Origin of the sequence: Mycobacterium kubicae (assembly GCF_015689175.1) — a bacterium.
GTDB lineage: Bacteria > Actinomycetota > Actinomycetes > Mycobacteriales > Mycobacteriaceae > Mycobacterium > Mycobacterium kubicae.
On record NZ_CP065047.1, the window covers coordinates 1124518 to 1145910 of the forward strand.

General features: G+C 66.0%; 25 protein-coding genes and 2 pseudogenes. 18 read left to right on the top strand and 9 right to left on the bottom strand.

Features of this window, described 5'->3' with window-relative positions:
• The first annotated feature begins 37 nt into the window (after nucleotides 1-37).
• Nucleotides 38-1537 (top strand): HNH endonuclease signature motif containing protein, encoded by a 1500-nt coding sequence (locus I2456_RS05340; RefSeq protein ID WP_085073682.1) that lies wholly within the window; start codon nucleotides 38-40, stop codon nucleotides 1535-1537.
• Between the two features lie 15 nt (nucleotides 1538-1552).
• On the opposite strand, the gene I2456_RS05345 is transcribed toward I2456_RS05340, so the two are convergent.
• On the bottom strand, nucleotides 1553-2866 hold the full coding sequence (locus I2456_RS05345; protein ID WP_085073683.1) for an adenylate/guanylate cyclase domain-containing protein: 1314 nt from the start codon (nucleotides 2864-2866) through the stop codon (nucleotides 1553-1555).
• 238 nt (nucleotides 2867-3104) lie between these two features.
• On the opposite strand from I2456_RS05345, the gene rplN reads away from it, so the two are divergent.
• From rplN to rplO, 10 genes are read left to right on the top strand one after another with little or no spacing between them, the layout of a single operon-like run.
• The gene (gene rplN / locus I2456_RS05350) at nucleotides 3105-3473 is read left to right on the top strand and encodes a 50S ribosomal protein L14 (protein ID WP_003403649.1); all 369 of its coding nucleotides are present in this window, start codon (nucleotides 3105-3107) and stop codon (nucleotides 3471-3473) included.
• Nucleotides 3474-3791, top strand: a complete 318-nt coding sequence (gene rplX, locus I2456_RS05355) for a 50S ribosomal protein L24 (RefSeq protein ID WP_068033861.1) — start codon at nucleotides 3474-3476, stop codon at nucleotides 3789-3791. It abuts the gene before it with no gap.
• A gap of 2 nt (nucleotides 3792-3793) precedes the next feature.
• Nucleotides 3794-4357, top strand: coding sequence for a 50S ribosomal protein L5 (gene rplE / locus I2456_RS05360; RefSeq protein ID WP_068033860.1), 564 nt, complete (start codon nucleotides 3794-3796; stop codon nucleotides 4355-4357).
• 3 nt (nucleotides 4358-4360) lie between these two features.
• Entirely contained in the window at nucleotides 4361-4546 is a 186-nt protein-coding gene (locus I2456_RS05365; protein WP_011739072.1) for a type Z 30S ribosomal protein S14, read from the top strand.
• 19 nt (nucleotides 4547-4565) lie between these two features.
• Nucleotides 4566-4964: a 30S ribosomal protein S8 gene (rpsH, locus tag I2456_RS05370; RefSeq protein WP_036352718.1), complete on the top strand. Its 399-nt coding sequence runs from the start codon at nucleotides 4566-4568 to the stop codon at nucleotides 4962-4964.
• 11 nt (nucleotides 4965-4975) lie between these two features.
• On the top strand, nucleotides 4976-5515 hold the full coding sequence (gene rplF / locus I2456_RS05375; protein ID WP_067409343.1) for a 50S ribosomal protein L6: 540 nt from the start codon (nucleotides 4976-4978) through the stop codon (nucleotides 5513-5515).
• A 41-nt stretch (nucleotides 5516-5556) separates the two neighbouring features.
• A complete protein-coding gene (gene rplR / locus I2456_RS05380) occupies nucleotides 5557-5925 on the top strand; it encodes a 50S ribosomal protein L18 (RefSeq protein WP_116645894.1) in 369 nt (122 codons plus the stop codon).
• 19 nt (nucleotides 5926-5944) lie between these two features.
• Complete coding sequence (gene rpsE / locus I2456_RS05385) at nucleotides 5945-6613, top strand: 30S ribosomal protein S5 (RefSeq protein WP_068033858.1); 669 nt, start codon at nucleotides 5945-5947, stop codon at nucleotides 6611-6613.
• Complete coding sequence (rpmD, locus tag I2456_RS05390) at nucleotides 6610-6813, top strand: 50S ribosomal protein L30 (RefSeq protein ID WP_068033856.1); 204 nt, start codon at nucleotides 6610-6612, stop codon at nucleotides 6811-6813. Before rpsE ends, rpmD begins: the two co-directional genes overlap by 4 nt.
• Complete coding sequence (gene rplO / locus I2456_RS05395) at nucleotides 6810-7250, top strand: 50S ribosomal protein L15 (RefSeq protein ID WP_068033854.1); 441 nt, start codon at nucleotides 6810-6812, stop codon at nucleotides 7248-7250. Before rpmD ends, rplO begins: the two co-directional genes overlap by 4 nt.
• Here the strand turns inward: rplO and I2456_RS05400 are convergent, their stop codons facing one another.
• On the bottom strand, nucleotides 7251-8165 hold the full coding sequence (locus tag I2456_RS05400) for an LLM class flavin-dependent oxidoreductase (RefSeq protein ID WP_085073684.1): 915 nt from the start codon (nucleotides 8163-8165) through the stop codon (nucleotides 7251-7253). It lies immediately after the preceding gene.
• Between the two features lie 48 nt (nucleotides 8166-8213).
• Here I2456_RS05400 and sppA point away from each other — a divergent pair, with 48 nt between their 5' ends.
• Complete coding sequence (gene sppA / locus I2456_RS05405) at nucleotides 8214-10004, top strand: signal peptide peptidase SppA (protein WP_085073685.1); 1791 nt, start codon at nucleotides 8214-8216, stop codon at nucleotides 10002-10004.
• Here the strand turns inward: sppA and I2456_RS05410 are convergent.
• From I2456_RS05410 to I2456_RS05420, 3 genes are read right to left on the bottom strand one after another with little or no spacing between them, the layout of a single operon-like run.
• A complete protein-coding gene (locus tag I2456_RS05410) occupies nucleotides 10001-10927 on the bottom strand; it encodes a class I SAM-dependent methyltransferase (RefSeq protein WP_085073686.1) in 927 nt (308 codons plus the stop codon). The two genes, sppA and I2456_RS05410, sit on opposite strands and share 4 nt — an antisense overlap.
• A gap of 7 nt (nucleotides 10928-10934) precedes the next feature.
• Entirely contained in the window at nucleotides 10935-11891 is a 957-nt protein-coding gene (locus I2456_RS05415; protein ID WP_068033848.1) for a class I SAM-dependent methyltransferase, read from the bottom strand.
• Nucleotides 11892-11938: 47 nt separating this feature from the next.
• Entirely contained in the window at nucleotides 11939-12976 is a 1038-nt protein-coding gene (locus tag I2456_RS05420; protein ID WP_085073687.1) for an NAD(P)H-dependent amine dehydrogenase family protein, read from the bottom strand.
• Between the two features lie 99 nt (nucleotides 12977-13075).
• Between I2456_RS05420 and I2456_RS05425 the strand changes: the two genes are divergently transcribed.
• Both I2456_RS05425 and I2456_RS05430 read left to right on the top strand, forming a co-directional pair.
• Nucleotides 13076-13636, top strand: a complete 561-nt coding sequence (locus I2456_RS05425; RefSeq protein WP_241007865.1) for a TetR/AcrR family transcriptional regulator — start codon at nucleotides 13076-13078, stop codon at nucleotides 13634-13636.
• Nucleotides 13633-14859, top strand: coding sequence for a cytochrome P450 (locus I2456_RS05430; RefSeq protein WP_085073689.1), 1227 nt, complete (start codon nucleotides 13633-13635; stop codon nucleotides 14857-14859). Before I2456_RS05425 ends, I2456_RS05430 begins: the two co-directional genes overlap by 4 nt.
• 100 nt (nucleotides 14860-14959) lie before the next feature.
• Here the strand turns inward: I2456_RS05430 and I2456_RS05435 are convergent, their stop codons facing one another.
• Nucleotides 14960-15547 carry a TetR/AcrR family transcriptional regulator gene (locus I2456_RS05435; protein ID WP_085073766.1) on the bottom strand — a complete coding sequence of 196 codons (588 nt, stop codon included), beginning with the start codon at nucleotides 15545-15547 and terminating at the stop codon, nucleotides 14960-14962.
• Between the two features lie 156 nt (nucleotides 15548-15703).
• Here I2456_RS05435 and I2456_RS05440 point away from each other — a divergent pair, with 156 nt between their 5' ends.
• Complete coding sequence (locus I2456_RS05440; protein ID WP_085073690.1) at nucleotides 15704-17197, top strand: flavin-containing monooxygenase; 1494 nt, start codon at nucleotides 15704-15706, stop codon at nucleotides 17195-17197.
• Nucleotides 17198-17493: 296 nt separating this feature from the next.
• Entirely contained in the window at nucleotides 17494-18393 is a 900-nt protein-coding gene (locus I2456_RS05445; RefSeq protein ID WP_186246603.1) for an SAM-dependent methyltransferase, read from the top strand.
• Between the two features lie 55 nt (nucleotides 18394-18448).
• Here the strand turns inward: I2456_RS05445 and I2456_RS05450 are convergent.
• A pseudogene (locus I2456_RS05450) lies at nucleotides 18449-18532 on the bottom strand (L-fuculose-phosphate aldolase); the annotation flags it as partial.
• 3 nt (nucleotides 18533-18535) lie between these two features.
• Between I2456_RS05450 and I2456_RS05455 the strand changes: the two are divergent.
• Nucleotides 18536-18682 (top strand): annotated as a pseudogene (locus I2456_RS05455) (xylulokinase); the annotation flags it as partial.
• Between the two features lie 48 nt (nucleotides 18683-18730).
• The gene (locus I2456_RS05460) at nucleotides 18731-19396 is read left to right on the top strand and encodes a GNAT family N-acetyltransferase (protein ID WP_068033835.1); all 666 of its coding nucleotides are present in this window, start codon (nucleotides 18731-18733) and stop codon (nucleotides 19394-19396) included.
• 15 nt (nucleotides 19397-19411) lie between these two features.
• Here the strand turns inward: I2456_RS05460 and I2456_RS05465 are convergent, their stop codons facing one another.
• Complete coding sequence (locus I2456_RS05465; protein WP_085073692.1) at nucleotides 19412-20311, bottom strand: class I SAM-dependent methyltransferase; 900 nt, start codon at nucleotides 20309-20311, stop codon at nucleotides 19412-19414.
• A gap of 9 nt (nucleotides 20312-20320) precedes the next feature.
• The gene (locus tag I2456_RS05470) at nucleotides 20321-21283 is read right to left on the bottom strand and encodes a class I SAM-dependent methyltransferase (RefSeq protein WP_116645835.1); all 963 of its coding nucleotides are present in this window, start codon (nucleotides 21281-21283) and stop codon (nucleotides 20321-20323) included.
• Between the last annotated feature and the right edge of the window lie 110 nt (nucleotides 21284-21393).

Below are 21393 nucleotides of genomic sequence, written 5' to 3' on the forward strand. Positions count from 1 at the left end.
CCAACTTTTGTCGTAGCACCGTGGCATAATCGAACGTATGTTCGAAGAAGTGATCGCCCGGTTCGACGAGCTTGTCGAGCGGTGTTATCCCTCGACGACGGCGGAGTCGGCGGCGCTGGTGGATGCGGTGTGCGCCTTGTCGCGGTTGGAGAACCGGGCGGCGGCCGCGCAGTTGACGGCGATGGGGGAGTTGTTCGCCTACCGGCTGTCGCGCTGCTCGGAGACCGAAGACTGGGCGGTCGACACCATGGAGGCCGTGGCCGCGGAGCTGGCTGCGGCGTTGCGGATCAGCCAGGGGTTGGCCGGCAGTCACCTGCGCTATGCGCGGGCCATGCGTGAGCGCCTGCCGCGCGTGGCGGCACTGTTTCGGGCGGGCGACATCGACTTTCGGATGTTCAAGACGATCGTGTATCGCACCGAGCTGATCACCGACTCCGACGTGCTGGCCGCGGTGGACGCCGAGTTGTTCGTGAAACTGCCGCGCTGGCCCTCGATGAGTCAGGGCCGGTTGTCCGGACAGATCGACAAGATCGTGGCCCGGGCTGACGCCGACGCGGTGCGCCGGCGCCGTGACCAGCAGACCGACCGGGAGATCTGGATCGGCGACGGCGAAGACGGGATCTCCCATATTGAGGGCACCTTGTTGACCCCGGATGCGCGCGCACTGGATCAACGGCTGACCGCGCTGGCCGCAACGGTGTGCGAGCACGATCCGCGGACCGCCGAGCAGCGCCGCGCCGACGCACTGGGCGCATTGGCCGCCGCCACCGACCGGCTCGGTTGCCGCTGCGGACGGCCCGACTGCGCCGCTGGGAAACGGCCGGCCGCGAGTCCGGTGGTGATCCACGTGATCGCCGAACAGGCCACCCTTGACGGCACGAGTGCGACACCGGCCTCGTTCGTGGGCGCCGAAGGGCTGATCACCCCCGAACTGATCACCGAACTCGCTCAGTCAGCGAAACTCGTGCCGCTGATCCACCCCGGCGACGCGCCACCCGAACCCGGCTACACGCCCTCCAAAGCGCTGGCGGAGTTCGTGCGCTGCCGCGACCTCACCTGTCGCTGGCCCGGCTGCGACCGCCCGGCCGCCCAGTGCGACCTCGACCACACCATCGCGCATGCGGAAGGCGGGCCCACCCACGCCTCGAACCTCAAGTGCTACTGCCGCACCCATCACCTGGTCAAAACGTTCTGGGGCTGGGGCGAAAAGCAGCTGCCCGACGGCACTCTCATCTTGACCTCACCCGCAGGCCAGACCTATGTCACCACCCCCGGCAGCGCGTTGCTGTTCCCGAGTTTGTGTCTTGCGGTCGGCGGGATGCCAGCTCCCGAAGTTGAAGCGCCACAGGATCATTGCGGTCCTCGCAGTGCGATGATGCCCCGCCGCAGGCGTTCTCGAGCCCAACAGCACGCTTACCGGATCGCTACTGAACGCCGGCAGAATCGGGTCGATCGGGAAGCACGCCAGAAGAAATTCGAGCTCTGCCACTTCGGGCCGTCCGATGCGGTCGGTGACGGGGAGCCGCCACCATTCTGACGACGGGTCAACACATTAGGCAGAGGCGACGGCGAATAGCCGCCATTCCCCGGGCACGCCCTTGAGTTGGTGAGTGCCGTGGTCATCGAATTTGAGTCCTGACCCGATCACCAGATCACGTAGCGTGCTGGACACCAGCACGTCATTCGGCCCCGCTAGGGCGCTCACACGAGCACCGATGTGCACACCGATCCCGCCGATGTCAGGACCGCGGAGCTCGCATTCACCGGTGTGCAACCCCGCCCGCACCTGAATGCCCAACGCCTGCACCGCGTCGCGAATCGCCATGGCGCAACGGATCGCCCGCTGAGGACCGTCGAACATCGCCAGGAAACCGTCACCGGAGGTTTTGACTTCGCGGCCTCGAAACCGCGACAGCTGCGACCGCACCACGGCGTCGTGTGCGTCGAGCAACGCACGCCAGTCACGGTCACCCATCTCCGCGGCTCGGCGCGTCGAGTCGACGATGTCGGTGAACAACACCGTGGCGAGTACGCGATCATCTGGCACGTCGGGCTGCTGGCCGGTGAGGAACTCGGCGATCAGTTGGAAGGATTCGCGCCACGGCTCAACGAAGTGATACACGTTGCGCCCGGGCAACTCGACGAATCTCGCGCCCTCTATGTGATCGGCGACCTCTTTGCCTTTGTGCGGCGGAAACAACGGATCGTCCCTGTGATGCAGGACGAGGGTGGGTACGCGCACCGTCGGAAGAATTGCCAGCGAGTTCACCTCGGTGAGGAGCGGCAGCATCAGTTCAACGGCCCGCGGGCTCACCGCCAGGCGCTCGTGACGTGCCCAGGATGCCCGGATTTCCTCGTTCCACGGCATGTCCGGATTGAGCACCTGCTCTAACACGCCGGTTCCCCAGGAAACCGCGATCTCGTCAAGGACTTGCTGTTGAATCGCTTCCGTGCGCATCCGCCCGTCCACAGCGCCCTCGAGCACAACAAGCGCGGTTGTGCGGGACGGATAGGTCGCCGCGAACAATGCTGCAGTCGGGAGTGCGCCGGGGTGCGTGACGAGAGCTGCTTCGCGGCTTCCGAGACTGTCCAGCACCGCGGCGATGCTGTCGGCCCATTGCTCCAAGGTGGGCAGCGCGCCCGCCGTGACCGGATCCGACGCACCCGTGCCGGGCTGGTCGAAGAAGATCAGTCGACCCACTGACGTCATCGCCTCGACCCAGCCCTGAGTTGACGGCAGCTCGGGAAAGAGTTCGCAGCAGGTGAACCAGTTCGGAACGAACACGATGTCGCGCGCCCCTTCAGGCGAGGCGCGGTACGCGACACGCAAGTCCCCGTTGAGCGCGTAGCGCGTCTCCGAGAACATTGCGGCAGTGTAAGCCGAGGAGTGGGTCAAACCGTCGGTCGATGAGCTACCTCGGTGAATTTGGCGCTGAGCTGGTCGTCCCCTAGACTCTAGGGGTTGCCTTGGGCAGACCTCGGCTGGTGCGTGCAAGCGTTATCGGCCCCGCGTGCCTTTCGGTGACACAAACCGCGCACGTCAGGTTGCTGGTGAATCTTGCTTGCCTCCTGCCGTGCCCAGGCATACCAGGTCAGGAGATCTAGTGATTCAGCAGGAATCGCGGCTGAAGGTCGCCGACAACACCGGCGCCAAGGAGATCTTGTGCATCCGGGTGCTCGGTGGCTCGTCGCGACGCTATGCCGGAATCGGTGACGTCATCGTCGCCACCGTCAAAGACGCCATCCCCGGCGGCAACGTCAAGCGCGGAGACGTCGTCAAGGCCGTCGTGGTGCGCACCGTCAAGGAGCGTCGGCGTCCGGACGGCAGCTACATCAAGTTCGACGAGAACGCGGCGGTGATCATCAAGCCCGACAACGACCCGCGCGGCACCCGCATCTTCGGGCCGGTCGGTCGCGAGCTGCGGGAGAAGCGGTTCATGAAGATCATTTCGCTGGCTCCGGAGGTGTTGTAGATGAAGGTCCACAAGGGCGACACCGTGCTGGTGATCGCCGGCAAAGACAAGGGCGCCAAGGGCAAAGTGCTGCGGGCCTACCCGGACCGCAACCGAGTGCTGGTCGAGGGCGTCAACCGGATCAAGAAGCACACCGCGATCTCGACCAACCAGCGTGGCGCGCGCTCGGGCGGCATCGTCACCCAGGAGGCGCCCATCCACGTCTCGAACGTGATGGTCGTCGACTCCGACGGCAAGCCCACCCGCATCGGCTACCGGCTTGACGAGGAGACCGGCAAGCGCGTCCGAATCTCCAAGCGCAACGGCAAGGACATCTGAGCATGACCACCACAGAAAAAGTGCAGCCGCGCCTCAAGCAGCGCTACCGCAGCGAGATCCGCGACGCACTGCACCAGCAGTTCGGCTACGCCAACGTCATGCAGATCCCTACGGTGACGAAGGTCGTGGTCAACATGGGCGTGGGCGAGGCCGCCCGCGACGCCAAGCTGATCAACGGCGCCGTCGCCGACCTGGCCCTGATCACCGGGCAGAAGCCCGAGATTCGGCGCGCCCGCAAGTCCATCGCACAGTTCAAACTGCGTGAGGGTATGCCGATCGGGGTGCGGGCGACGCTGCGCGGAGACCGGATGTGGGAATTCCTCGATCGGCTGACATCCATTGCGCTGCCGCGTATTCGGGACTTCCGCGGTTTGTCGCCCAAGCAATTCGACGGTGTCGGGAACTACACCTTCGGCCTGGCCGAGCAGTCGGTGTTCCACGAGATCGACGTGGACAAGATCGACCGCGTCCGCGGCATGGACATCAACGTCGTCACCTCGGCGACGAACGACGAGGAAGGACGGGCCCTGTTGCGGGCACTCGGCTTTCCCTTCAAGGAGAACTGAGCGATGGCGAAAAAGGCACTGGTCAACAAGGCCGCGCGCAAGCCGAAGTTCGCGGTGCGCGGCTACACCCGCTGCAGCAAGTGCGGCCGCCCGCGTGCGGTGTTCCGCAAGTTCGGGCTGTGCAGGATCTGCTTGCGCGAGATGGCGCACGCGGGTGAGCTGCCCGGTGTGCAGAAGAGCAGCTGGTGACGGGACATAGGACGCAACTATGACGATGACGGACCCGATCGCAGACTTCTTGACCCGTCTGCGCAACGCCAACTCGGCGTACCACGACGAAGTGACCCTGCCCCACTCCAAGATCAAGGCGAATATCGCCCAGATCCTCAAGAACGAGGGGTACATCACCGACTTCCGCACCGAGGATGCTCGGGTCGGTAAGTCGCTGATCGTCCAGCTCAAGTACGGGCCCAGCCGGGAGCGCAGCATCGCGGGCTTGAAGCGCGTCTCCAAGCCGGGCTTGCGGGTGTACGCCAAGTCCACCAATCTGCCGCGCGTGCTCGGCGGCCTTGGCGTGGCGATCATCTCGACTTCCTCGGGTCTGCTCACCGACCGTCAGGCAGCCAGGCAGGGCGTGGGCGGCGAAGTCCTCGCGTACGTGTGGTGAGGGGTTAGAAAATGTCGCGTATTGGTAAGCAGCCGGTTCCGATTCCGGCCGGCGTCGACGTAACCATCGACGGCCAGAAGATCTCGGTCAAGGGCCCCAAGGGCACCCTGGACCTGACGGTCGCCGAGCCGATCACGGTGGAGCGCAACGAAGATGGCGCCATCGTCGTCAACCGGCCCAACGACGAGCGGCGCAATCGCTCGCTGCACGGACTGTCGCGCACCCTGGTGTCCAACCTGGTCACCGGTGTGACCGAGGGCTACACCACCAAAATGGAGATCTTCGGGGTCGGCTACCGCGTCCAGCTCAAGGGTTCCAACCTGGAGTTCGCGCTGGGCTACAGCCACCCCGTGGTCATCGAGGCCCCCGAAGGCATCACGTTCGCGGTCCAGGCGCCGACGAAGTTCACGGTGTCGGGCATCGACAAGCAGAAGGTCGGTCAGATCTCGGCGAACATCCGCCGCCTGCGCCGCCCCGACCCGTACAAGGGCAAGGGCGTGCGTTACGAGGGTGAGCAGATCCGCCGCAAGGTCGGAAAGACAGGTAAGTAGTCATGGCGCAAACTTCGGCAGCTGCAGCTGAGCGCAAGCCGGTGGGGCAGAACATCTCTGCGACCCGGCGGGTGTCCCGAATCCGGCGGCACGCGCGGCTGCGCAAGAAGGTCTTCGGCACCGACCAACGGCCCCGTCTGGTGGTGCACCGGTCCGCGCGGCACATCCACGTGCAACTGGTGAACGACCTCAACGGCACCACCGTGGCCGCCGCCTCCTCGATCGAAGCCGATGTGCGGGGGCTAGAGGGAGACAAGAAGGCCCGCAGCGTGCGCGTCGGCCAATTGATCGCCGAGCGCGCCAAGGCGGCCGGCGTCGACACCGTGGTGTTCGACCGCGGTGGATACACCTACGGCGGACGGATCGCGGCGCTGGCCGATGCCGCACGCGAGAACGGATTGAGTTTCTGATGAACGGAAGGACCGCATAATGGCGGAGCAGTCGGCCGGAGGCCAGGGCGGCCCAGACAGCCGGGACAGCCGCGACGGGCGCGGTCGCCGTGACGGTGGCGGCCGTGGTGGCCGCGACCGCGACGGTGACAAGAGCAACTACTTAGAGCGTGTCGTCGCCATCAACCGTGTCTCCAAGGTGGTCAAGGGTGGTCGGCGGTTCAGCTTCACCGCTCTGGTCATCGTCGGCGACGGCAACGGGATGGTCGGGGTCGGCTACGGCAAGGCCAAGGAAGTCCCCGCGGCGATCGCCAAGGGCGTCGAGGAGGCCCGCAAGGGATTCTTCCGCGTCCCGCTCATCGGCGGCACCATCACCCACCCGGTTCAGGGTGAGGCGGCGGCCGGTGTGGTGCTGCTGCGCCCGGCCAGCCCGGGTACCGGTGTGATCGCCGGCGGCGCGGCGCGTGCGGTGCTGGAATGCGCTGGCGTGCACGACATTCTGGCCAAGTCGCTGGGCAGTGACAACGCGATCAACGTGGTCCACGCCACCGTCACTGCGCTGAAGATGCTGCAGCGTCCCGAGGAGGTGGCCGCACGTCGCGGTCTGCCGATCGAGGACGTCGCCCCGGCCGGGATGCTGAAGGCTCGCCGGGAAAGTGACGCGCTGGCCAGTGCGGCTGCGGCACGAGAGGCAACCACCCAACCATGAGCGCTCAACTGAAAATCACCCAGGTGCGCAGTACCATCGGCACCCGCTGGAAGCAGCGTGAGAGCCTGCGCACCCTGGGGCTGCGCAAGATTCGCCACTCGGTGATCCGGGAGGACAACGCCCAGACCCGTGGTCTGATCGCGGTGGTCCAGCACCTGGTCGAGGTTGAGCCCGCCGAAACCGGAGGTAACACACAGTGACCATCAAGCTGCACGACCTGCGGCCTGCGCCGGGGTCGAAGAAGGCGCGCACCCGGGTCGGTCGCGGTGAGGGGTCCAAGGGTAAGACCGCCGGCCGCGGCGTCAAGGGCACCAAGGCCCGCAAGAACGTGCCGGTGACTTTCGAGGGTGGCCAGATGCCGCTGCACATGCGGCTGCCCAAGCTCAAGGGTTTCCGCAACCGGTTCCGCACCGAATATCAGGTGGTCAACGTCGGCGACATCAACCGACTGTTCCCCGAGGGCGGCACCGTCGGTGTCGAGGAATTGGTGGCCAAGGGCGCCGTTCGCAAGAACGCTCTGGTGAAGGTTCTCGGTGACGGTGACCTGACCGTCGCGGTCCAGCTTTCCGCCCACAAGTTCAGCGGCAGCGCGCGCGAGAAGATCACCGCCGCCGGCGGTTCGGCTACCGACCTCTGATCAGCTCAGTCGCGGAATCACTTCTGCGGCAAGCCGTTCCATTTGTTCGCGGTTCGCCGCGACGTCGAGGCCGACCGAATTGAGCAGGAGCATCTGCGCGCCCGCGTCGATCACTTCGGCCAGCCCGTTCACCACGTCGTCGGGTGTGCCGGACACCGGAACAGCATCCACGCCGGGCATCGTGCCGTAGATGCATCGCAATCCGGTCAGGACGCGTTCGCGGGCCCGGTCGGCGTTGTCGTCGACCATCAAGTAGACCCGTTTGCCGATCGTGAAGCTCGCCGGGTCCTGGTGCTGTTCGTCGAGTTCGCGGCGCACGGTGGCGGCCGCGCGAGCGAAGTCGGCCGTCGTCGAGGAACCCGCGCCCAGGAACGCGTCGCCGTGCCGGACCGCCCTGGCCAGCGCCTTGGGCGCTGAACCTCCGAACCAGATCGGCGGGTGCGGGCGCTGCACCGGCTTGGGCTGGATCGGAAGGTCGTCCACATCGCGGAACCGGCCGTGGAAGGTCACCCGCGGCTCGTCGGACCAAGCCGCCTTCATCAATTCCAGCCCCTCAGTGAAATAGCTTAGATAGCTGTCCTTTTCGACGCCGAAGGCAGCAAAGCGGCGCCGGCCTCCACCGGGTGCCACACCGATGTCGAGCCGGCCGTGGCTGAGCCGGTCGACGGCCGTCGCGGCCGAAGCCAGCTGCAGCGGATCGTGCAGCGACGTCACCAACACGCCGACGCCCAGGCGCAGCCGCTGCGTGCAGGCCGCCGCGTAGGACAGCAATTCGAGCGGTGCCTCACCGATGATCTGCTCGAGCACCCAGCCGCCCTCGAAGCCGAGTTCCTCGGCACGCGCCAGAAACGAGCGCAACCCGTCGGCGTCGAACTGGTCGGAATCGAACTGCGGAATCGCGATCGAGAACCTCACCTCTCCACCGTACGGTGGCCATCCGGCGGCTGTCGGTACGCTGCAGATATGTTCGCGTTCCTGCCTTCCCTTCCCGGCGTCGACGACGTCCGCGCCTTGGTCAACCGGGTCGACACCGCTCGCCACCACGGCGTACCCAACGGCTGCGTGCTCGAGTTGGACCTGCGCTCGGTCCCGCCGGAATCGACGGGATTCGACCCACTGGCGATCGTCACCGGCGGTGGGCGAACCATGGCCCTGCGCGACGCCGTCGCCGCCCTGCACCGCGCGGCCGACGATCCTCGGGTCGCCGGGCTGATCGCGCGGGTGCAGCTGTCCGCCGCCCCCGTCGGGGCGGTCCAGGAGCTGCGCGAGGCCATCGCGGCATTCACCGCCGTCAAGCCGTCGTTGGCGTGGGCCGAAACCTACCCGGGCACCCTGTCCTACTACCTGGCCTCGGCGTTCGGTGAGATCTGGATGCAGCCTTCGGGAACGGTCGGGCTGATCGGGTTCGCCAGCAACGCCCTGTTCCTGCGCGATGCGCTGGAGAAGGCGGGCATCGAAGCCCAGTTCATCGCGCGTGGTGAATACAAGTCGGCGGCAAACCTTTTCACCGAGGACGGCTTCACCGAAGCGCACCGCGAGGCAGTCACCCGGACGCTGGAGAGCCTGCAGGAACAGGTGTGGCAGGCAGTCGCCGAATCCCGCCACGTCAGCCGGGATTCCCTCGACGGCCTGGCCGACCGGGCGCCATTGTTGCGCGACGACGCGGTGGCATCCGGTCTGATCAACACCATCGGATTCCGCGACGAAGCCTATGTGCGGATGGCCAAACTGGTTGGCGTCGAAGAGGATTCGTCCAAGGAGATCGATCCGGACGAGAAGCCGCCGCGGATGTACCTGTCCCGGTATGCCAACACGGCTCGCCCCCGGCTGGCGCCGCCGGTGCCGACCCTGCCCGGTCGCCGGTCCAAGCCGACGATCGCCGTGGTCGCCGTCGAAGGCCCGATTGTCAGCGGGCGTGGGGGCCCGCAGATCCTGCCGCTCGGCCCGTCCAGCTCGGGCGGTGACACCGTCGCCGCCGCGCTGCGCGAGGTGGCCGCCGACGATTCGGTGTCGGCGATCGTGCTGCGGGTGGACAGCCCCGGGGGTTCGGTCACGGCGTCGGAGACCATCTGGCGTGAGGTGAAGAAGGCCCGCGACCGCGGCAAGCCGGTAGTGGCGTCGCTGGGTTCGGTTGCCGCCTCGGGCGGCTACTACGTGTCGATGGGCGCCGACGCCATCGTGGCCAACCCGGGGACCATCACCGGTTCCATCGGCGTGATCACCGGCAAACTTATCGTCCGCGACTTGAAGGACCGCCTCGGGGTCCGGTCGGACACGGTGCGTACCAACGCCAACGCCGACGCGTGGTCGATCGACGCGCCCTTCACGCCGCAGCAGCAGGCTCACCGGGAGGCCGAGGCGGATCTGATCTACACCGACTTCGTCGAGCGTGTCGCGCAAGGCCGCAACATGACCACCGAGGCGGTGGATGCCGTTGCGCGCGGCCGGGTTTGGACCGGTGCGGACGCCAAGGAGCGCGGACTGGTCGACGAACTCGGCGGCCTGCGGACCGCGGTGCGCCGCGCCAAGGTGCTGGCCGGCCTGGACGAGGATGCCGAGGTGCGCCTCGTCGGGTATCCGGGCTCGTCGCTGCTGGAGATGCTGCGCCCGCGCACGTCCTCACAACCCGCCGCGACCGCGTTGCCCGAAGCCCTGGGCACGGTGCTGGTCCGATCGGTGGCCGGCATCCTCGACAACGTCGAGCAGACGCTCAGTGGTGCGCGGGTGCTGTGGCTGGGGCAGTCCCGGTTCTAGCTTGTTGCGGCGTGGGTCAAACCGCCGCTGATGAAGATGATCTCGCCGAGCGGGTCGTCTTCTTCGGGGTCAGGAACGTTGCAGCCGTGCCGCTCGAACAGTTCGGTTCTGGTGACGCCTGCCACGTCCCAGCCTCTGGCGCGCAGATAGTCCACGACGTGATTGCGCTGTCCCGGGTAGACCAGCGACGCCATGTCGATGTCGACGCCGTGCTCGCGGAATGAAGGCGACATGTCCCGCACCTTGTCGGCGTCGAAATCGATTATGGCGGGCACGAATTCGGTGGCGATCGTGCTTCCTGCGGCGCTAAGGGCGGTGATGTTGTCGAACAGCCGGTCCTGGGCGTCCGGCGGCAGGTAGATCAGCAGGCCTTCGGCCAACCAGGCCGTCGGCGCGCTGGTGTCAAAACCCGCCGCCTGCAACGCTTCCGGCCAGTCGCCGCGCAGGTCGATCGGGATGGGACGCCGGGTCGCGGTCGGCTCGGCGCCCAGATCGGCCAGAGTCGTCGTCTTGAACTCGATCACCTGGGGTTGGTCGATCTCATAGACGACGGTTCCGGCCGGCCACGGCAACCGGTAGGCACGCGCGTCCAGACCGGATGCCAGGATCACCGCTTGGCGCACGCCGGCCGCGGTTGCGTCGATGAAGTAGTCGTCGAAATACTTTGTCCGGACGCCCATTCCGTCGATGATCGCCTGAGCCCGCGTGGGTGAGACGTTGCCGAACGATTCCAGTGACGGGTCACCGTCGATCATCTTGGTGAAGAAGTCCACCCCGACCGCACGCACCAGTGGTTCGGCGAACGGGTCAGCAATCAACCCGTTCGGATCCTTGGTGACCATCGCGCGTCCGGCCGCGACCATGGTCGCCGTGGCGCCTACGCTGCTCGCCAGATCCCAATTGTCGTCGTGCGCGCGGGGCATGGGTGTCCTATCTGTCCGGTCGCGGAGCCTTGTACAGCGTGCCGCTGATGTAGAACATATCCACCCCGGGCATGTCGTCGCTCCCAGTCGGCGGCAAATCGTTTGCCGCCCGCAGATCCGGTAGCGAGATGCTGGTCATGAGCCACCCTCGGTCGGACAGGTAAGCCAGCACCTCGTTGCGCTCACCCAGGTAGACCAGCCCGGTCATGTCGACGTCGAAGCCGTGGGCGCGCCAACGCTCGGAGATCTGCTGCATCCGCTCACGGATTCGGTCCTCATCACCGGGGTTGACGCCACTCAGGCTTTCCGTCCCGATGCGGCTGCCCGGCGCGCTGAGCTCAGTGATGTTGTCCAACAAGCGATCCTGAGCGTCCGGCGGGAGGTATCCCAGCAGACCCTCGGCGCTCCACGCGGTGGGTTGGGCCGGGTCGAATCCCGCTGCGCGCAGGGCGGCCGGCCAGTCTTCCCGTAGGTCGATGGCGACCACGCGGCGGTCCGCGGTGGGGGCGGCGCCCAGGTCGGCCAGCGTGCGGCTCTTGAATTCGATGACTTGCGGTTGGTCGATCTCATAGACGACGGTGCCGTCGGGCCACGGCAGCCGGTATGCGCGCGCGTCGAGGCCGGAGGCGAGAATGACGGCCTGGCGGATGCCCGCCGCGGTGGCATCGGAGAAGAAATCGTCGAAAAAGCGGGTGCGCACCGCCATGTTGTCGGCGACGTCGGCCACCGCGCCGAACGGACGCTGCGGGTCGTCGTCGAGGTCGGCCGGGGTCGTCTCGCCGGTGGCCAGGCGGGTGAGCAGATCGACGCCGACCGCCTGCACCAGCGGCTCGGCGAACGGATCGTCGATCAGCGGGTGCTCCGCGCGGGTGGCCATGGCCCGGGCGGCGGCGACCATGGTCGCGGTCACGCCGACGCTGGACGCCAGGTCCCAGGTGTCTCCCTCATGCCTTGAGGACGTCATGGATAACCCCAATCGCTCGTTCGTCGGCTGCCAACGTAACAAGGCGGTCAGGGCACCACGGCGCCGAAGGACCCGACGATCGGTAAGTCGAGAGGGGTGATGACCCCCGGTCGCGCCGCGCAGACAAACGGTATGGCGTTGACCGCCGCCACCGCTGTGCTGTCCATCAACAGTGTCATCACGTCTTGGCCCGGCCTGCCGAATCGGATGGTGGCATCGACCGGTGGCTCGCCTTCGATCACCACGTTGAAGCCTTCGGGATCGTGCCACTGCGGGTCGAGTGCGTCGTTGCTCATGGTCCAGCAGATCGCCAACTCGACAACCGGTCGGCCGTTGCGATGGCCGCGGTAGGTGCGGCGCTGGCCCCCGACGGTGCCGGCGGCGAAGTGCGCCCACGGCAAGGTGAGGTCTCGAGTCAGCACCGCGTGCTCGACGAAGGCGTCTGTGGAATCGAGCTGGGCGCCCAGCATGGTCGCGATCAGGTCGAGCGTCTCGAAGTAACCCAACCCGTACCGTTGCGTCTGCGGGTCGATGGGCTTGACCCGCTGACGTGGCGGCTTGCCGAACCCGAGTACCGTCCAGGCTTCCCGTACCGGGTAGGTGGTGCAGTCCAGCGTTTCAACCAGCTTGACACTGTGCACTTTTCGGCACGCGCCGGTGAGAAAGCCCGCCACGACGTTGATGAATCCCGGCTCGAACCCGGTGCCCAGAAACGTGGCCCCACCGGCGCGGGCCGCCGCGTCCAGGGCTGCGCGTTCGCTCGGGTGGTGGCTGCCGGTCAGGAAGTCTCCCGTGGTGACGACGTTGATGCCGCCGCGCAGCAGGCCGGCCACCAGGTCGTAGTCGATGACGCGGGGCATGTAATTCACGCAGTCGGGCTTCAGCGCGAGCAACCCGGCGACGTCGCTGATCGCGGCGAGTCCGATCGGGGCTCGGCCGGCGAGCACACCGGCGTCCCTGCCGACTTTGTCCGCGCTGAACGCGTGCACCCCCACCAGGTCGAGGTCCTGGCGGTCGAGCATGGTGCCGAGTGCTCGGGTCCCCACGTTGCCGGTCGACCACTGCACCACCCGGTAACGCGTCATGCCTCACCGTAACCGTTGACAGCTAAACTCGAACACTGTTCTAATCAGAATGTCGTTCGAATCTTTTCCTGCCTCGGGGGATCGGATCGCATGGAAGCCGTGTCCAATGCGCCAGTGCTGCGCTACGGGGCGCTGGATCGGGCACATCTGACAAAGCACCTGTGGCAGTTGGCAAAACGCGTCGGCGTGAACCGGGTGACGATGCGCGAGTTGGCGGCGGAGGCTGGTACGGCGCCGTCCTCGGTGTACTACCACGTCCGCGACAAGCGGGAGCTGCTCGATCTGCTCATCGAATCGGTACTGGCCCAGATCGAGATACCCCAAGGCGGTGACTGGGTTACCCGCTTGATCGCGCTGTACACGAACGCCTGGCATGTGCTCGTCGAGGTGCCGGGCATCGCGGGGCTGCTCCAGGACCATCCGCACACCGCCGCGGCCACCGATATGGACCGCGCTTCCCGTGCGATCCTGGGTGAATCCGGTTTGCGGGCAGAACATTTCGAAGCGGCCCATGCCACGTTGTATGTGCACCTGCTGGGCTCGGTGCAACTAGCGCACATCCGTCCCGTCGAGGCCGAGGGGCCGAACGACTGGGCGTTCGAGTACGGATTGCGGCTGATCCTTGCGGGTCTGCGCGAAGAAATCGGGGGTGGCGAATGACAGAAGCGGCGATCGATCTGGCCGACCCTTCGCTTTGGGCGTCACGTTTTCCCGACGACATGTTCGCCGCGCTGCGCGCCCGCACGCCGGTGTTCCACCAACAACTCACCGAGACCGTGAAATCCACGGTCGGTCGGGAGTTCTGGGTGTGTACCAAGCATGCCGACGTGGCCCGGGTGCACCGGGATTACGAGTCGTTCACCGCGACCCGCGGCCCGCTGATCCAAGACGTGCCGCTGTTCGACGCCTACCCGGCGATTGTGAGTCTTGACCCGCCCGATCACACCGTACGGCGCCGGGTGATCACCCGGGCCTTCACCCCGCGGGCGGTGGCAAAGCTGGAAGACGGCATTCGCGCCCGCGCCCGAGCGATGGCCGGCGCACTGCTGGAAGCCGGTGGTGGGGATTTCGTCGATCTTGCTGCGGGACTGCCCATCTCGGTGATCGGGGATATCGTCGGCATTCCCGAGGCCGACCGCCCGCATGTGTTCGCCTTGATCGACCGGGTGTTGAAGACGGCGGGGGCGCAGTTGGCGGTTCCCGACGGCGACGACGTGTTGCCGTTCGTGGAGTTGTTCCAGTACGCCAGCGCGCTGACCGCCGACAAGCGCGAGCATCCGGTGGACGACATCTGGAGTGCGCTGTGCACCACGGAGATCACGGCCGAATCGGGTGAGAGTTTCCTGCTGCCGGCCAACGAGCTGGAGATCTTCTTTTTCATCCTCGGTCTAGCCGGGGCGGACACCACGCGAAACGCATTGTGCGACGGCATCCGCGCCTTCGTCGCCAATCCCGATCAGATTGCGCTCTATCGCACCGATCCGCAGGCGCGGCAGACGGCGGTCGAGGAAGTGATTCGTTACTCCACGCCGATCATGTTCTGGGTGCGGGGGGCGACCAAAGACGTGATGCTCAGCGACGTGCTGATCCCCGAGGGTGCGCGCGTGGTGACGATGTTGCGCTCGGCCAACCGTGACGAAGACGTCTTCGAAGATCCCTACCGCTTCGACATTCGTCGCGACCCCAACCCGCACCAGTCCTTCGGCGGCGGCGGCGCGCACCACTGCTTGGGCGCGATGTTGGCCCGCGCGGAGGTTCGAGCGGCGCTCGACGAGATTTTATTGCGCACCAACGAAATCGAGATCGGCGAGCCGGTGCTGCAGTTGCCGAGCCTGGGCAACAACATGACCGTCTACGAGTCGCTGCCGGTTGGCTTGAGTTAGCGCTCGCCTACGAAGACCGCCGGCTCACCCGCGTCCCGCCGCAGCACCGAGGAACCTGGGGCTGACCGCACGCGGTCGTGCTGGCGCCGATACGGGTCAACTAGGTGGATTCAGCGCAGTACGCGGTGACAATGCCCAAGATGGCGGCTCGCACCCGGTCGGACACCGCGTGCGGTGATGCGGTGTCGAATTTGCCGTCTAGGTGCAGGAAGGCCAAACCGTGCACGAGGCTCCACAGAGCATTGCTCATGGCCTCGACGTCAGTGCCCGGAAAGCACGCTCGGGCGGCGCCACTTACGAGCTCCCAGATCGCGGCCGTGGCTGCGACCCGGTCCTTGTTCTCCCGCTCGCAAGGCTCGCCGAACATCAACCGGAACAAGGCTGGGCGGCGCAACGCAAACTCGACGTAAGCGAGGCCCAGGTCCGCGAGATCTTCTGGGGTACTTGGTGAGGGGTTGGGAGCGGCCATGCAGTCCGCCAGCTCTCGATAGCCGACGGCGGCGACCGCGGAGACCAATGCATCGCGGTCCGCATAGTGGCGGTACGGCGCTCCGGGGGACACACCGGCGCGGCGTGCCACCGCTCGCAACGAGAGGCCGGCGGTGTTGCCGTCCTCTTCGAGGAGCTCGATCGCCGCACGAACACAAGCCGCGCGGAGGTCGCCGTGATGGTAGGTAGAGCTCGGCATGAGGTAGGTCACACTCCCCAGGATGTAGACATCGCATACATCGCGGATTAATGTAAGCACTGTTCAACAGTGTAGGTCAGTGACCGGCGGCGTACCGCAGCGGGTGCTTGCCTGACATTCCGATCGGTCGATCCAGCGAGCCCACTTGGAGGCGTCGTGAACTCAAATGCTCACACCCACAACCACATTGCCGTTATCGGCGCCGGATTCGGTGGACTCGCCGTGGCGATCCGGTTGCAGCAAAACGGATTCAACGACTTCGTGGTGATGGATCGCGCCGCCGACATCGGTGGCGTCTGGCGGGACAACACTTATCCGGGCGCCGCCGTCGACGTCGAGTGTCAGTTGTACTCGTTCTCGTCTGCGCTGAATCCGCAGTGGCGCAACCTGTTCGCAAAGCAACCAGAGATTTGGGACTACTTACGCGATGTCGTCCAACGATTTGGGTTGGTACCCCACCTGTTACTCGACTGCGCCGTCGACGGGCTGGATTGGGATCCCGTCCGACAGCTTTGGCGAATGCAGACAGCGCGGGGAGAGCGGACCGCCAATCACGTCGTGATCGCTACGGGGGCGTTGGCGGAACCCAATATTCCGAAATTCCCCGGCATGGAACGCTTTACCGGAGCCGCGTTCCATTCCGCCCGGTGGGACCACGGGATCGACCCCACCGGCAAGCGCATCGCGGTCATCGGAACAGGTGCGTCAGCCGGGCAGTTCATCCCGACTTTGCAGCCGGCCGTCGCCCACATGACGGTCTTTCAACGGACACCCGCGTGGGTCATACCGCGGCGCGACCGCGAGATAAGTGCCAGTAAGCAGAAGCTGCTGGGGACCCTGCCCGTGCTACAACGGCTACAGCGGTTGCGTATCTACCTCAAGCGCGAGCGACTTCTCCTAGGCTTCCGTCATCCCGCATTTCAGCGACCGGCCGAGTTTCTGGCCCGTAAACATCTCTACGCACAGGTCGCGGACCCCGAACTACGGGCGAAGCTGCTGCCCGACTATCGACTGGGCTGTAAACGCGTGCTGATTTCTGACGATTATCTGTCGGCACTCACCAAGCCCAACGTCACCCTGGTCACCGACGGTATCCGCGAGATCACGCCGCACGGCATCATCGACGGCACCGGCGCAGAACATCAGGTCGACACAATAGTTTTCGGAACGGGATTCAGGACGGATCGGTTGCCGCTGACCGACCGCATCCGCGGCGTCGACGGGATGAGCATGGCGGCCAGATGGGCTGGCAACCCCACCGCCTTTCTGGGAACCACCGTCGCGGGCTTTCCCAACTGTTATCTGATCAACGGGCCCAACACCGGCCTAGGACACACATCGGTGCTGTACATGTACGAGTCCCAGGCCAAATATGTTGCGTCAGCGATCGGCTATGCGCGCGCTCATTCCCTCGGCGCCATCGAACCCACCGATAAGGCCCAGGAGTCGTACACGGCGGAGGTGGATCGACTCAGCGCCGGAACGGTGTGGTCAAGCGGTGGCTGCAGAAGTTGGTATCTCAACGCCAACGGCCGCAACACAAATCTGTGGCCCGGCGGCACCTTCAGATACCGACGGATGACGCGCCGGTTCGACCCTGCCCATTACGTCCTTACTCGCCGGCTCACATCCACACCGGCGTCATCGTGACAACGGCCGCCGCGACATGCCATTCGCAGACATCGACAGGGGTGATCCGGCCGATCTGTGCGGATCACTCACGAGGTGGAATCGGTCGGAGCCGACATCCACGGCTTGCGGTGCATATCGCCGCGCGCACCATGGCCCTCGCGGCACCCTTGAAGGGCGTGCCGGGCCGCTGGTCTGTAATGGCGGTGCGCGATACCGGGTGCCCCTGCAAATGAACACCGCTGTACGCGTTGGCGTTCGGAGCTGCACTGCGATTGAGTTCGGTTAGGGGTATTCGGATGGACGAAGGACGGCCGATGGATGTCGATGAAAATTTGACGGGTGTGGGATGGACGGGTCTCATGACCGCGTACAGCCGCGCGCATGAGTCGTTGCGCGAGGATCGTATGTTCAACGATCCGCTTGCGGCGGCAGTCGTTGCGGCCGCGAACCGGGTCGGATCCGTCACCGGCCCGCGACTACCGCGTCTGGGGCCGGCAATAAATGATGAAGCGTCGAGTCTGTGGAACTTGTTCAGCTTCTATTTCGCGCATCGCACGGTCTTTTACGACAGCCGCTTGCTGAACGCGATCGACGCGGGGTGCCGCCAGATCGTCCTCTTGGGCGCGGGCTTCGACGGTCGCGCATTCCGGCTGGGTTTGCCGGAGGACGCGATCATATTTGAAATAGACCAGGCATCGGTATTGGCGTTCAAAGAACGGGTCGTGCTGCGGCACAGTCTTATTCCGCACTGCTCTCGGGTGCCCCTGTGGGTCGATCTGCGTGAGGAGATCGCGGGTCCCCTGGTGGCGGGGGGATTCCGCCCGGAACGGCAGACGGTGTGGATTGCAGAGGGGCTACTTATGTATTTCACCCGCGCGGAGGCCGATCGGCTACTCGACCGCGTCTCAGCGTTGTCTACCACTGGAAGCCGTTTCATCAGTGAGTATTTCACTCGTCAATGGAAGTACGAGGACGTCAACTACGAGCTATTGGACGACCGGGACCGAGTGGTCTGGGACCTGCTGAAGTGGGAGTTTCCCAACAATCCGGTGCTCCAGGAGCCCGGAGATTGGCTTGCATCGCATGGGTGGCAGGTCCGCACCTGCACCACGGTCGGCGAATTCGGCCGCTCCGCTGGGCGGGAGGTGCCGCCGGAATTCGCGACGTCGGACGGCGCGGACATCTGGTTGTTCGACGGCGCCAAAGGCGGTTGATCCTGCGCGAGTCCGTTATCGCGCACGGGCCGGGGAAGTCGCGAGCTGGCCCGGATCAGTTGGCGCGCAGATAGGTGTACACACCGGCGAAGTTAGCGTTGACATCCTCCGGTATGGGTACCGGACCACCCAAAGTCCGTGGATGGCTGTGGGCCTGGAGACGTCGATCGCCGATGCCGCGCGGTGGGCATCGGTGGACCGGGTCGTGACGCCTCGTCCCGATTGGGTTGACCCGACCCGCGAACGCTACCGCCGCTTCCTCGAGCTCAGCGGATCCCGGTTGGCTTAGCGAACTTCGAGTGGCGCGGGGCGGCGGGTGTCGTTCTAGGCTTGTGCAATGACAGACCACGACCAGACCGCCGCCCGCCGAGAGATCGCAGATGCGCTACTTGCCGCGCTGGAACGCCGGCATGAGGTCGCCGACGCCATCGTCGAAGCCAAGAACAAGGCCGCCGCGGTGGAGTCGATCGTGACGCTGTTGGGCACCTCGCGTTCGGCCGCCGAAGCGGTGATGAGTATGTCGTTCGAGCAGCTCACTCAGGACGCGCGGGCGAAGATCCTGGCCGAGCTCGACGACCTGAACAAGCAGCTGAGTTTCACCTCGACCGAGCGCCCGGCCAGCTTGGGCGAAAGCCTGGAACTGCGGTCCTTCTCCGCCGCACAGGACCGCGACATCTTCGCCGCGCGGACCGCCGACATCGGCTTCGCCGGTGACGGTTCCGGCGGGCCGGCCGGCGAGGTGGACGACGAGATCACCGCTGCGCTGCGACGTCTCGACGACGAAGAGGCGGCCTGGTTCGTGGCCATCGATTCCGGCGAGAAGGTCGGGATGGTTTTCGGCGAACTGGTCCACGGCGAGGTTGAGGTCCGGATCTGGATCCATCCCGATCACCGCAAGAAGGGCTACGGAACGGCGGCGCTGCGTAAGTCGCGCTCGGAGATGGCCTGGGCATTCCCCGCGGTACCGATGGTGGTGCGCGCGCCCGCGGCCAATCCCGCCTGACCCGGTCAGGCCGCTCTAGCCGAGGGTGGCCGTCACCGCGGTGATGTTGCGCAACTGCGCCATCTCGTCTTCGGGGAAGTCGAGTCCGTACTCGCCGAACAGCTCTCGGCGCGGCCGGGTGGTGACGTGCCATCCTTGGGCGCTCAGATAGTCGACGACGTTGTTGCGCTCGCCGTCGAAGAACAACCCGGACAGGTCGATGTCGCAGCCCAGGTTGACCCAGCGCTGATTGAACTCCTGAGCCCGTTCACTCATCGTCGAGCCGGAGTCCGGGTGGTATTCGGTGGCCAATCTGCTGCCGGGCGCGCTGAGCGCGGTGATGTGGTCGAAGAGACGGTCCTGCGCCTCGGGCGGCAGATACATCAGCAACCCTTCGGCGCTCCAGGCGGTGGGCTTGGTCTCGTCGAAGCCGCCGGCCCGCAGCGCCGCGGGCCAGTCGTCGCGCAGATCGATGCTGACCGTGCGGCGTTCGGCCGCGGGCTTGGCGCTCAGCGCGGCCATTTCGTTGGTTTTGAACTCGATGACGTCGGGCTGATCGACTTCGTAGACCACACTGCCGTTGGGCCAGGGCAGCCGGTAGGCGCGGGCGTCGAGACCGGCGGCCAGAATCACCGCCTGCTGCACCCCGCTGCGGGCGGCGTCGAGGAAGAACTCGTCGAAAAAGCGGGTGCGCACCGCGATCGAATCGGTTTCCAGTGTCAGGTCGCGCTCGGCGCCATTGGGCGGTGCGATCTCGCCGTTGACCAGACGGGTGAAGAAGTCCAGACCGACCGAGCGGACCAACGGCGCCGCGAACGGATCGTTGATGATCGCGTTGGGCTCGGTGCTGGCCAGGGCGCGGGCCGCGGCGACCATCGTGGCCGTTGCACCCACGCTGGATGCCAGATCCCAGGTGTCTTGGTCAGTACGTGCCATGGGCGCTCCTCAAATTCGCTCGGGTTGGGCTTCCAATTCCGCTTTCAGGTAGATCACTTCGCCGAACGGCGCGTCGTCGTCGTCGACCGGCGGCAATCCGTGTTGCGCGAACAGGTCGGAGCTGCTCGCGCTGGTAGTCCGCCAGCCCCGGGCCGATAGATAGATGCCCGCATCGGTGCGGTCGTCGAAGTACACCAGCGCGGCCATGTCGAGATCGAAACCGTGGCGGTTCCACCGCTCGTTCTGCAGCTGCATGCGGCGGCGGAGTTCTTCTTCGTTGAGCTCGTTGATGTCCAGCAGCCCTTCGGTGGCGAAGCGGCTACCGGGGACGCTCTGGGCGGTGATCTGGTCGAGCAGCCGGTCCTGCGCCTCGGCAGGCAGGTATCCGAGCAGCCCCTCGGCGATCCACGCCGTCGGCTGGGCGGGGTCGAAGCCGGCCCGGCGCAATGCCGCCGGCCAGTCCTCGCGTAAGTCGGCCGCGACCGGATGGCGGTCCGCCGTCGGCTCGGCGCCCAGTTCGGCCAGCGTGCGGGTCTTGAACTCGATCACCTGCGGCTGGTCCACTTCGAACACCTTGGTGCCGGCCGGCCACGGCAGCCGGTAGGCGCGGGAATCCAGCCCGGCCGCCAAGATCACGGCTTGCCGGATGCCGGCGCCGGTGGCGTCGGCGAAGAAGTCGTCGAAGAATCGGGTGCGTACCGCCATCGCGTCGGCGAAGTGCCGAACCCCTTGTGCCGACTCCTCGTCGAGCTCGGCGTCGTTCAATTCACCGCTGGCCATGCGGGTGAAGTAGTCGACACCCACCGCGCGAACCAGGGGTTCGGCGAACCGGTCGGTGGCCACCGCACCCGCGCCGTGGGTGTCGCGGGCGGCGACGGCGCGCGCAGCGGCCACCATGGTCGCGGTCAGTCCGACACTGGACGCCAAATCCCAGGTGTCGCCCTCATACCGCGCGCTGCCCATCTGGGTCATCCGTTGCTCCCGGGGAGTGAGTCCGTTATTTAGCAAATGCAACGAGCTACCCAAACTGTACGCCCTCTGCGCCGGTGTGCCGGTCAGCCTCGGGCCGGTCGGCTCGGCCA